Here is an 11,577-nt window from a genome sequence, read left to right as displayed (position 1 = left end):
CAATCACCTTAAGATTTTGTCATACTAAGATTGACAAAAGCATAACTAGATTAAGTTGTAGGGGGACCAGTGTTGCTGGTTGAGATTGTATCCGTAAGATACTGACCCTTAGAACCTGACCTGGCTGACACCAGCGTAGGGAACACCATTTATGTTAATGAACAAAACGTGAACCCTAGGCATAGTCCTAGGGTATTTTTATACATAAAATTCCCTTTCAACTAGTCTAGTTATGACAAGACAAGGGGGGGATTTTTAACATGAAAAAGATGATGCTTTTTATTTTGCCTTACTTCTATTGTTATCAGCTTGTGGTAACAATAGTGAGGAAAGTGAAGATTTAAAAGACATTAAATTTGTACTAGATTGGACGCCAAATACGAATCATACTGGCATTTATGTAGCCAAAGAAAAGGGTTATTTTAAAGAACAAGGATTAGACGTTGAAATAATTATGCCGGGTGAAGCGAGCGCCGATCAGTTAATCGCATCAGGCCAAGCGGATTTTGGCATTAGTTATCAAGAAGGTATTACGGAAGCGCGAATTCAAGATGTTCCTATCGTTTCAATCGCTGCCATCATTCAGCATAATACATCCGGATTTGCCTCGCCGAAAGATAAAGGGATTACGTCGCCAAAAGATTTTGAAGGTAAAAAATATGGCGGCTGGGGAGCACCATTAGAAAAAGCTGTATTGTCATCACTGATGCAGCAAGAAGGAGCAGATGTCGATAAAGTTGAAATTGTAAATATTGGTGATGCTGACTTTTTACAGCTGTTAAGCGCGATGTTGACTTTGCCTGGATCTATTATGGGTGGACTGGAATTGAAGCAGAATTAAGAGGCACTCCGCTTAATATGATCTATTTAACGGATTATAGTGAAAAGCTAGATTACTATACGCCAGTCATCGCAACGAATGAAGACATGATCAACGAAAACTCTGAAACTGTACAAAATTATGAATGCCGCATCCAAAGGGTATCAGTTTGCAATCGACAATCCAGAAGAATCAGCTAACATCTTAATTGAAGCAGTACCTGACCTTGACCCTGAGCTCGTTAAAGCGAGTCAAGAATGGTTATCGCCAAGATATCAAGATGACGCCAATCAGTGGGGGATTCAAAAGCTTAAAGTTTGGGAAAACTATGCTGAATGGATGTTAGAGCATGATTTACTAGAGAAGCCATTAGATGCTGAAGCGGCGTTTACGAACGAGTTTTTACCTGAGGAGGAATAAAGGTGGCAAATGCACTGGTTAGTATTCAAATCATTCCTAAAACTAAAAACGGTGAAGACGTGATTCCATACGTCGATGAAGCGATTAAATTAATCGAGGATTCTGGAGTAACGTATCAAGTGAATGCCCTTGAAACGACTATGGAAGGCGAATTATCAAAGCTGTTATCAGTGGTTGAAAATATGAACGAGAAAATGACCGAACTGGGCAGCCCTAGTGTGATTTCTCAGGTTAAAATAGCGTACCGGCCTGAAGGAATTACGATGGGTGAGTTAACGGAGAAGTATAGATGATGAAGTCATTAGTGAAACAAGGATGGCGACCAGCGTTGGTCATCATCCTTCTATTCCTGATCTGGGAGCTGTGTGTTCAGCTATTTCAAGTTCCAACTTGGTTACTTCCAGCTCCAACACAAATATTAGAAGTCGGTATAACGGAGTGGGGGCAGTATTCACACCATGTATGGGCAACTGTTCAGCTCATTATTGTTGGCTTTCTAATCGGAAGTAGTATTGGAATTTTGGTCGCCATAGGCCTACATTTAGTCCCATTTTTAAAACAATCGACTTATCCTTTACTGATTTTATCGCAAAACATCCCTGTTATTGTGCTGGCACCACTACTTGTCGTGTGGTTTGGGTTTGGAATGCTTCCGAAAATTATTGTCATTACACTCGTTTGCTTTTTCCCGATTGCTATTTCACTACTTGATGGGTTTAGACAAACGGACCGGGATCTCATGCATTATATGCAGATGGCAGGCGCAAGCCGTAAGCAGCTTTTCTGGAAATTAGAATGGCCGAACGCTATGCCGTCTTTATTTTCCGGACTCAAAATTTCTGCAACGTATAGTGTGATGGGAGCTGTTATTTCTGAATGGTTAGGTGCAAGTGAGGGAATTGGTTATTACATGACGCTTGCGTCTTCATCTTATCGAACTGACCGTGTATTTGTGGCAATCCTTATCATCGTCGCTCTAAGCTTATTATTCTTTATTTTCATTAACTGGCTTGAGAAAATAGTCATACGCTGGCGTTCATCAGGAGAGGGTGGTTCTAGTGAAACATCTTGAGGTAAAGCAAATTAATCAAACGTTTGGCGATGTGCACGTGTTAAATGATGTGAGTTTTTCTGTCTCAGAAGGTGAATTTGTCTCAATCCTCGGGCCTTCAGGAAGCGGGAAAAGCACTTTGTTTGGCATTATTGGTGGTTTAACCATTCCGAATTCTGGTGACGTGTTGTTAAATGGAAATAGTATTAAGGGCAAACGCGGGTCAATCAGTTACACCCCGCAAACACCATCTTTACTTCCTTGGCGATCGATTTTAGATAACGTGTTATTAGGACAAGAAATATCTGGGCGAAAGGATCGAGCTAAAGCTCTAGAAATGATTGAACGAGCTGGTCTTAGCGAGTATAAGGATGCTCATCCTCACGAATTATCAGGTGGTATGAAGCAGCGCGCATCATTTATAAGAAGTGTACTAAGCCCGCAGTCTTTAATTTTACTTGATGAACCATTCTCTGCCTTAGATGAATTTACCCGAACGGATATGCAGAAGTGGCTGTTATCCATGTGGGAAGAGGCGAAACGCTCTATTCTATTTGTCACTCACAATATTGAAGAGGCGATCTTCTTATCTGACAGAATTATTATTTTGTCTCCTAGACCTGCATCAGTGCTAAATGAATACAAAGTACCATTTGACCGGCCAAGACGTGAGGAATTATTGTTAACGGATGAATTTTTACAGTTTAAAAAAGATATTTATCAAGATATGAGATTAGCTCATACAACCTAAAACCCCGCATTAGATGTGGGTTTTGTTTTTATATATGAACACCGTGGCAGCATATGTGGTCGGGAATAAAAGAATTTAGTAGCGAATAAATAGGATAAACTGGCGAATTTATTTTAAAAAAGTGGCGAAAATTTTTGATGAACTAGTGAATAAGATTATTATTCTGGAGAATAAATCTGTTGAAGTAGAGAATAAAAACGAATAAGTAGGGAATAAAAAAGTAAAATAACGATGATTATGACGCCAGGAAAAACCTTTTCTCAAGAACAACGTCATGAATTTACACCATTAGACATATAATTATGATAAACTAGTGTTAACTAGGAGGGTTGATATGATAAATCACCAATTTACGATTCTAGATGCTAAGAGCAAGTCATTGAAACTACGAGCTGAACGGATGGCGAACTATGTACAAGCGCAGATCTTGGAGGCCGTGAGTGACGACCAAGAGTTATATTACTTGTTTTTCTACAAAGGTGCGTTCTTAACCGCCAAAAGACCACTAAACTGCGCAGACATTCCTTCATTGAAAGAGCCTTTAAACAAGGTCACACTTATCAAGCCCCGCATCCGTTTATGAACCACTTAGTAACATCTAACCACTCTGCTAAAATCATTAACAACAAACAGCTTCTCCGTAAATTGAACCAACACTTCACCAAACAAGAAAAAGCCTACATCTTAACGTTTTTTCGAATCGTTTATTTCCAAAAACAATTATTTAATGAACTTAAAGATATGTTTTATGAGGACCGTAGAGGCGGACAGTTATTTTCTGCTTATCAGATCATCCGAATTTTAAAGGATTTTGCACCAAAACATAGCTTCGTTAAATCACTAGCTAGTGACTTAATTTATAAAGATTTTATCAACATGTACCAAGACAGAGAAGAAGCGCTTTTTCAGGAAGATTTAATTGAAGCGGAAAAAATTATGTTCCATGAGCCAGACCGTTATTTTGATCAGTATGTTAATCAGCTAACTACAGAAAACCGCACGCTAGAACAAAGTATGCTCCTTTATGAACAAATGAAAATATCTCCTTCAAAGCAGGTATTAAACTCACTGAACCAACTTCTACATCAACACTTCTCAGACCAAGAGTCGGTCGATTTATTAGAGCGTTTATCTAGGCAACGCCCATTTACCCCCATTACATGAACTTCTGTTAAGAAAATATTTAGACCTAAAACAAATAGATCGCGCTTCCTTATTGTTACTACAATCAAATTTTGAATTAACTACAGCTGATATGAAACAACTGCACACTTCTTTAAATGAAATGTCTCCTGAAGAGTTAAAAATCCAACCAGAGGCATTGCAAAACTTACTTCTAAAACTATTCAAACAAGAGCCAAATTCATCTGACGTACTGTTAAATAAATGTTTGATCTGTCTACTCGCACAATATGAATTAACTGATGTACATGACTGGCTAGAACCACTAAGAGAGGTATGCGGCCAGCTTGATGTGATTCAGAAGTTTGATCGAATCTATAAGATGAGTGAAGACTTGGAAAACATGCAGCCACTTGGAGAGCTATATTTTGAATTCAAACAGTGGAATCAAGCATTAGACTGTTTCAGCATGGAATCTGAGTTAAAGCCAGATGAAGCACGACCACTTAAATGGCTATCGAAAACATATTTAGAGATGGGTCTGAAAGATGAATCAGAAGCTTATCAGAAAATGTATGTGAACTTACAGAAGCAGGCGTAAAAGAGTTTATTTAACACCCGATTAAAAGATTTAGACAACGGTGAACATCGCACGTGAATTCATTTTTGAATTCACGTGTTTTATTTTGGGTATATCAAGAGTTTTGAGCTTGCTATTAATATCAAGCTTTAACATACTCACAAGGTATGAAATCAATATTGTAGTTATGGTTACATGATTCAGTTGTTTTTTTATGCAACTATTTAGTTGCTTGAGGTTGACATGTAACCTTTTGGTTGCATATAATGAAAATATGAAATTGGAAAGAGAAAAAGACGCTATTTTCAAAGCGCTCGCTGACTCGACTCGGCGACTAATATTGAATGAACTATCCGAACGCAATGAGCTGACGCTGTATGAACTTACATCACGTCTTATTATGAAACACAATCTCACCATTTCTCGTCAAGGGATAGCTAAACATCTTTCTGTATTGGAAGAGGCGGGACTTTTAAAATCAAAACGAAAGGGGAAATACCGAGTTCTTATGTTTGACAACGAACCACTTAAAAACTTATTGAAAGGGTGGGTTGAATAATTTAAAAATAATATATCCCACAGACGTAACTAAGGGAATAGAAGTGTACGAAGTTACTTAGGGTGTTTCGATTAGTTCAGTAGATGTATGGCTATCAATTTACAGCTAGATTTTGCACATCACCACCATACATCGAAGACATTTAGGAGGGAAAATATATGCAAATCATTGTTACCAGTTTATTTGTAGATGATCAAGATAAGGCACTAAAGTTTTATTCAGAAACGCTTGGTTTTGTAAAAAAGCACGATGTTCCAGCCGGTGAATTTAGGTGGATAACAGTTGTTTCTCCGGATAACCAAAATGGTACCGAGCTTCTACTCGAACCAAATGACAATCCAGCTGCCAAAGATTATCAAAAACAATTACTTGAGCAAGGTATCCCAGCAACAATGTTTGGCGTTACAGATGTTCACAAAGAGTACAAAAGATTATTGAAACATGGAGTGACGTTTACTATGGAGCCAACAGAGATGGGGGATCACACTTTAGCTGTCTTCGATGATACATGCGGTAATCTTATTCAGATAATAGAGCGCAAGTAACATTATGTTAACCATGTCCTAATTTTTAGGACATGGTTTGTATATTTAAGTTCAAAATTCTCATCTTACAAGGTAGCTATGATATTTTAACACCAGATTTAATAAAAACCCTATTATTAAAACATATACCTCACGCTGAATTAAAAGAGATTAAAGATTGTGGCCACTGGACAGTAGTGGAGAAGCCTAAAGAAATAATCAAGGCTGCAAATGAATTTTTGCTGATTCCTTGTTGAACTAAAGACCTACTCTAAACAAATCTAATATAATAAATGATATTCCATATTAAAATAAGATGTTTTCATCAAAAAGACTAGTATTACGTAAAGTAGATAAAAATGATGTGGAACTATATCACTCATGGAGAAACAATATGGATGTGATGTATACAACTAATCCATCTTTAGATTTATATTCTCTTGAGGATACAAGAAGTTTTGTTGAAAATAACCTTACTGACTCTAGGTCTTCTAAGAGCTATATCATCCTCCAAAAAGAAGAAGATAAAGCGATAGGAATTACTTCACTGATCAATATTGATTATAAAACAGAAATTCTGAATGTATTATTGATATTGGAGAAAAAGATTATTGGGGTCAAGGATATGGTTCCGAGGCATTACAAATCTTACTAAACTATGCTTTTCTTGAACTAAATTTGCACCGAGTATCTCTAAGAGTATTTTCATTTAATCATAAAGCAATTAAATTGTATAAAAAGTTAGGTTTTAAAGAAGAAGGCATTAGCAGACAATGCCTGTTTAGAAACGGAAAATGGGAAGATATTGTGCATATGGGGATTTTACATAACGAATATTTAGGTGAATAAAATTCTTCTACTAAAGGGGCATTAATCCAAAAAGGGTTAATGCTTTTTCTGTCGAATTCATTGTAGTGAAGGTTAATTATAATAATGAGAAGACTATGATTGAATATAAGGAGAAACCATATGTTGAACAAATTAATTTAGAAGGTCTTGAACTTCTAGGCAGGTTATTGTATAAGTGGAAGGGGTTTATAAATGTCGAAAACAAAGAGATTCTTCGTATTTACAACTTTAGCTATTATATTGATAGGTTGTTCTCAAATTGAAGAAGGAACATTTATTCAAGGGAACATAAAGGAAATCAACGAAGTCAGTGGAGATATGGTAATTGAAATTGAAGCTTGGACAACATTTAACAAGCCAGGGACTTCTCTTGAGTCCTATGGTTTTGAAAAGAAGCCAACATCACAAACTATTCGAATTCCCACTCCAGAAGATTATGAGGAAGGGCAAAAAGTTAAAGTAGAGATTATAAAAATTATGATGAAGATGTATGGGATTTAGATAGACTAAGATTTGAAGTAGAAGAGGTAAGTTAGAATATTAAGGTAACGGGGGCAAGAGTTGATGAAGGTAGTAAATTTATAAGAAGTGAAGGGGAAAATATGGTTTATGTTGGATTATTAAGAACAAAAAGTGAGGTTTGTATATGAAGACTGTTAGTCAAGAAATCCAAGAATTGTCCATTAAATCCTTGGAGTCAACTTTTAATAAACTTTCAAATGCTTATAAAAGTATGACAGAAAAAGGTTCAAATACAACTCTTGTGAAAAAGAGACTAAACGCAGTAAAAATTGGTTTAGAAAGCCTAAAAGGTACTTGGAATGGGGAAGATTTTTGCTATGACGAAGAAATCATATCGACTTCTAAAGATGTTCTACAAGGTATTATTCCGTCTATCGAAAAACAAATAGCACAAGCAAAAGAAGGAAGTTCTCAAAAACATTAAATGAGCGTCGTTTAAATGCACTAAAACTGGCAATCGAATCTTTAGAGAATCGTCTTATAAAAAACGGTTCTTAAATTTCTTATTGTTTCAGAATCGGGAGAGTTACATAAACAAGATTGAAGGAAACGTTATTTGTTATGGCTTCCCTTTATTTTTAAGCAATTATCAACATTAAAGTTTAACAGATCTTAAATATTAACAGTGATATAACTCATTAGTATGATGAAGAAGAAAAGAGTTTCAAGGTTAATAATTAACGAGTTTGGTTTTATGCTAGATAACCATTTGACTTGTTTGATTACGCTTGTATTGAGCATTAAAACTAAATAATAAAAAAGCATTACACTAAATATAAACATTAGAGTAGCCATTAAGATTTCACCATTATTCCAAAAAGTGAACCCTAAAAATAATGCCCAAATACCTTTGAATACCCCGGTCAAACTTTCAAACGGATTTGATAAGGTTGCCATCATATAATCTGCTTGTTGTTCAGTAATAGACTGATTTTGATTTCGTTTAACAATGTACGTAATATGACCTGTTTGAAGCGCCATGGTTATTACCAACATAAATAAATATACAAATCCAAATATGGTACCAACAATGAGAATTTCTGAATTTAGTAATAGATATAAAGACAATGGTAAAGGGAGCCATAAGGCATTCATTGTTGCCATTAGAATATGTATAAAAGCAAACTCGTTATTTTTAGCCAACATTTTATATGTAAAAATTATAATTATGTATAATAATATTCCGATCCAACCGATAATTGTTGTAGAAAGTAACATGATAACTCCTTGAGTTAATTGTTTAGTTAAATTTTAACATAATATTCAAATGATTATAGGTTTAAAATCTCCGCACAGGCATAAAAAAATCACGTGAACTCTTGTGAATCCACGTGATTTTAGCTTTACGCTTATTTTCCTAGAATGGATAATTAAATAAATCTAATCCAAATGTAAGTGGAAGTAATAAGTAAATGGCTGCGGTAATGATGATCACAGCAACAACATTGAGCCATAGACCAGCCTTAGCCATATCTTCAATTCTTAAATAGCCAGACCCGAACACAACAGCGTTTGGTGGAGTTGCAACTGGTAGCATGAATGCACATGATGCAGCGAGTGCACCTGCAATCATCAAGCTGTACGGGTGAACCTGGATAGCGCTAGCTAACGATGCCATGATTGGAAGTAGCATGGTAGCTGTTGCCGTATTCGATGAAATTTCAGTAAGTAAAATAACGATTGCTGTAATGATGGCAACGATTAACACGAAGTTTAACCCTTGAAGACCTGTCATTTGTTCACCAATCCATTCAGCAAGTCCCGTATCGCTAAAGCCTGCCGCGATTGCAAGGCCTCCTCCAAATAAGAGCAGAATACCCCATGGCAATCCTTTTGCTGTATCCCAGTCCATGATGAATTCGCCTTTTTTATTCTTAGAAGGAATTAAGAACAAGATAAGTGCTCCAGTGATCGCGATGACCGCATCATCTATTCCTGGAAGCAAGTCTTGTAAAATAAAAGATCTTGAAATCCAAGCTAATGCCGTTAATGAAAAGACCGTAAGCACAAATTTTCTTCTGTTGACATGCTGCCAATCTCTTTCATTTCATCATCGATGACGCTTTTTCCGCCTGGAAATTCATCAATGTCTAATCGAAAAGCCACTTTCACTAAATAAAACCAAGCGATCGTTAATAGAATTATGACAATTGGAACACCAAACATCATCCAAGTTGCAAATGAAACCGTAACATTAAATAGATTATCGACAACTCCAGCAAAAAGCGCGTTTGGCGGTGTACCAATTAATGTACCTAACCCTCCAATAGATGCACTGTACGCGATGGCTAACATAAGGGCTTTTGAGAACTTATCTGATTCAGCTTGGCTGACCTCACTCGCATTAGTTTCAGCAGATTCTCTCATTTTGTAAATGATCGCCGAACCAATAGGTACCATCATCATAGCTGTTGCGGTGTTAGAGATCCACATCGATAAAAAAGCTGTTGCAATCATGAATCCTAATATTAAACGATTTAACCCTGTTCCAACCATTTTAATAATGGTTAGGGCAATTCGTTTATGTAGGTTCCATCTCTCCATGCCCAGTGCGATTAAAAATCCTCCCATGAATAAGAAGATTATGTCATCTCCGTAAGCAGAGGTCGTATCACCTAATTCAAGTCCGCCTGTTAATGGGAATAAGATAATCGGTAATAAAGCTGTTGCTGCAATAGGGATGGCTTCAGTAACCCACCACGTCGCAATCCATAACGTACTCGCTAAAATGGCTTGAGCTTCTGCAGACATTCCTGGGAAAGATAAAAATTGTAGTGTGACAATAAATAATAAGGGGCCTAGAATTAGGCCAACGATTTGTCTTCTGTTGTAGGCTTGTTTTTGAGTATTCTCAGTCATCATGATCTCCTTTACTAATAAGTGTTTTATTAATATTATGAAAAAATTTTATATTTAAATAAAGGGTATTTTAGTCTAGCTCGAGATTCTTAGGTTTCTTTTTAATAGTGTCAATTTGTCTTGAGTTTTCTATATTTATTGTAAATTTTCTGAAATATGTGGAAATAAACTTCAACCTTTTGATATGCTTAAAGAAAATAGTGAAAGAGTGATGTTATGGACCGTAAGCTGCAACGAAGCTGGATGATGTATGATTGGGCCAATTCAGCTTTTGCAACGACGATTATGGCTGCTGTGTTTCCCATTTTTATAACAGCGTAGCAGCGAACAACCTTTCAGAAGGAACTGCTACGAGCTACTATTCTTTTACCCAATCTGTCGCTGTTTTAATCGTAGCAACTATGGCGCCGGTATTAGGAGCGATCGCAGATTATTCAGGAGCCAAGATGAAGTTCCTGCGTTTTTTGCTTTCATGGGGATGGCAGGAAGTGTACTTTTATTTACAGTGAACGAAGGGGATTATTTATTAGCCTCAATTCTCTTTATTTTAGCTTCAGTTGGTTTTTCAGGAGGGAATGTATTTTATGATGCTTTCCTGCCGCACGTGGCTAAAAATGAAGAGATGGACCGCATTTCAACGAAGGCTTATGCATTTGGTTACATAGGTGGCGGGATTTTACTTGCGATTAACCTTGTCATGATTATGAAATATGACTGGTTCGGATTCCCGAGTAGTAAAGAGGCAACACAAGTTGCGTTTGTTACTGTTGGGATTTGGTGGTTTATCTTCTCAATTCCTTTGTTTAAGAACTTGAAGGAAAAGAAGGTCGGTGATCCAACTGAGAAAAGAGATAAATCCTATATTGCTATTGGCTTTAGCCGAATTGGAGAGACATTCAAAACGCTTAAGTACTATAAGCAATTATTAATTTTTATTATCGCGTTTTGGATGTTCTCAGATGGGATTTCAACCATCATTCGTATGGCGACGTTTTATGGTTCGACCATAGGTATTGGCACGAATGACCTTATTGCTGCATTATTAATTACACAGTTTGTCGAATTCCATGTACGTTGTTTTTTCTCAAAATTGGCCAAGTGGATCTCGGCTAAAAAAGCGCTGACGTTAGCACTTGCGGTTTATGTTGTCATCGTTATACTAGGCTATTTCATGACTAGTGCTCTTCATTTTTATTTGTTAGCGGTTTGTGTAGGAACCGTACAAGGCGGTGCGCAGGCACTTAGCCGATCGATTTTTGCTCGCATGATTCCTCATAATAAGCACGCTGAGTTTTTGGTTTCTACGGAATTACATCAAAATTCGCAGCCATTATTGGACCAGCCGTGTTCGGGATTACAGCGGGACTGACGGGTAATAGTCGCCTAGGAATTCTGTCTCTAATCGTGTTCTTCATAATTGGTATCGTGTTATTACAATTAGTGAATATTGAAAAAGGAGAACGTGAAGCTAAAGCACTTGAAGATCCAAGAGAGTTTGTGAAAGTTGAAGTGAAGTAAAA

10 protein-coding genes, 5 pseudogenes and 1 riboswitch are annotated in these 11,577 nt (G+C 36.7%); of the genes and pseudogenes, 13 read left to right on the top strand and 2 right to left on the bottom strand.

Features of this window, described 5'->3' with window-relative positions; genetic code table 11:
- Positions 1-49 precede the first annotated feature (49 nt).
- Positions 50-159: riboswitch (TPP riboswitch) on the top strand.
- Positions 160-298: 139 nt separating this feature from the next.
- The 12 genes and pseudogenes from JCM13188_RS04950 to JCM13188_RS04895 all read left to right on the top strand — a co-directional run bounded on the left by JCM13188_RS04950 (position 299) and on the right by JCM13188_RS04895 (position 7,696).
- A pseudogene (locus JCM13188_RS04950) lies at positions 299-1,240 on the top strand (ABC transporter substrate-binding protein).
- Between the two features lie 2 nt (positions 1,241-1,242).
- The gene (locus JCM13188_RS04945; RefSeq protein WP_054752554.1) at positions 1,243-1,533 is read left to right on the top strand and encodes a thiamine-binding protein; all 291 of its coding nucleotides are present in this window, start codon (positions 1,243-1,245) and stop codon (positions 1,531-1,533) included.
- A complete protein-coding gene (locus JCM13188_RS04940) occupies positions 1,533-2,312 on the top strand; it encodes an ABC transporter permease (RefSeq protein ID WP_054752696.1) in 780 nt (259 codons plus the stop codon). The genes JCM13188_RS04945 and JCM13188_RS04940 overlap by 1 nt, the downstream gene beginning before the upstream one ends.
- A complete protein-coding gene (locus JCM13188_RS04935; protein WP_054752552.1) occupies positions 2,299-3,042 on the top strand; it encodes an ABC transporter ATP-binding protein in 744 nt (247 codons plus the stop codon). The genes JCM13188_RS04940 and JCM13188_RS04935 overlap by 14 nt, the downstream gene beginning before the upstream one ends.
- A 334-nt stretch (positions 3,043-3,376) precedes the next feature.
- Positions 3,377-3,625 (top strand): hypothetical protein, encoded by a 249-nt coding sequence (locus JCM13188_RS04930; RefSeq protein ID WP_054752550.1) that lies wholly within the window; start codon positions 3,377-3,379, stop codon positions 3,623-3,625.
- Complete coding sequence (locus JCM13188_RS04925) at positions 3,622-4,206, top strand: hypothetical protein (protein ID WP_054752549.1); 585 nt, start codon at positions 3,622-3,624, stop codon at positions 4,204-4,206. The genes JCM13188_RS04930 and JCM13188_RS04925 overlap by 4 nt, the downstream gene beginning before the upstream one ends.
- A gap of 52 nt (positions 4,207-4,258) precedes the next feature.
- Positions 4,259-4,765 carry a hypothetical protein gene (locus JCM13188_RS04920; protein WP_054752547.1) on the top strand — a complete coding sequence of 169 codons (507 nt, stop codon included), beginning with the start codon at positions 4,259-4,261 and terminating at the stop codon, positions 4,763-4,765.
- A 259-nt stretch (positions 4,766-5,024) separates the two neighbouring features.
- Complete coding sequence (locus JCM13188_RS04915) at positions 5,025-5,303, top strand: ArsR/SmtB family transcription factor (protein WP_279401432.1); 279 nt, start codon at positions 5,025-5,027, stop codon at positions 5,301-5,303.
- Positions 5,304-5,461: 158 nt separating this feature from the next.
- Complete coding sequence (locus tag JCM13188_RS04910; protein ID WP_054752545.1) at positions 5,462-5,848, top strand: VOC family protein; 387 nt, start codon at positions 5,462-5,464, stop codon at positions 5,846-5,848.
- Positions 5,849-6,143: 295 nt separating this feature from the next.
- Positions 6,144-6,676 (top strand): annotated as a pseudogene (locus tag JCM13188_RS04905) (GNAT family N-acetyltransferase).
- A gap of 192 nt (positions 6,677-6,868) precedes the next feature.
- A complete protein-coding gene (locus tag JCM13188_RS04900) occupies positions 6,869-7,177 on the top strand; it encodes a hypothetical protein (protein ID WP_054752543.1) in 309 nt (102 codons plus the stop codon).
- A 145-nt stretch (positions 7,178-7,322) separates the two neighbouring features.
- Positions 7,323-7,696 (top strand): annotated as a pseudogene (locus tag JCM13188_RS04895) (hypothetical protein).
- 114 nt (positions 7,697-7,810) lie between these two features.
- On the opposite strand, the gene JCM13188_RS17945 reads toward JCM13188_RS04895, so the two are convergent.
- Both JCM13188_RS17945 and JCM13188_RS17940 read right to left on the bottom strand, forming a co-directional pair.
- Complete coding sequence (locus JCM13188_RS17945; RefSeq protein WP_279401402.1) at positions 7,811-8,179, bottom strand: hypothetical protein; 369 nt, start codon at positions 8,177-8,179, stop codon at positions 7,811-7,813.
- Between the two features lie 376 nt (positions 8,180-8,555).
- Positions 8,556-9,949, bottom strand: a pseudogene (locus JCM13188_RS17940) (SLC13 family permease).
- A gap of 497 nt (positions 9,950-10,446) precedes the next feature.
- Between JCM13188_RS17940 and JCM13188_RS04875 the strand changes: the two are divergent.
- A pseudogene (locus JCM13188_RS04875) lies at positions 10,447-11,575 on the top strand (MFS transporter).
- The last annotated feature ends 2 nt before the right edge of the window (positions 11,576-11,577 follow it).

This window comes from Piscibacillus salipiscarius JCM 13188 (genome assembly GCF_001311865.1).
Lineage (GTDB): Bacteria > Bacillota > Bacilli > Bacillales > Alkalibacillaceae > Piscibacillus > Piscibacillus salipiscarius.
The sequence above is the reverse complement of the archived record's forward strand: the minus strand, read 5'-3'. Positions and strand labels throughout refer to the sequence as shown.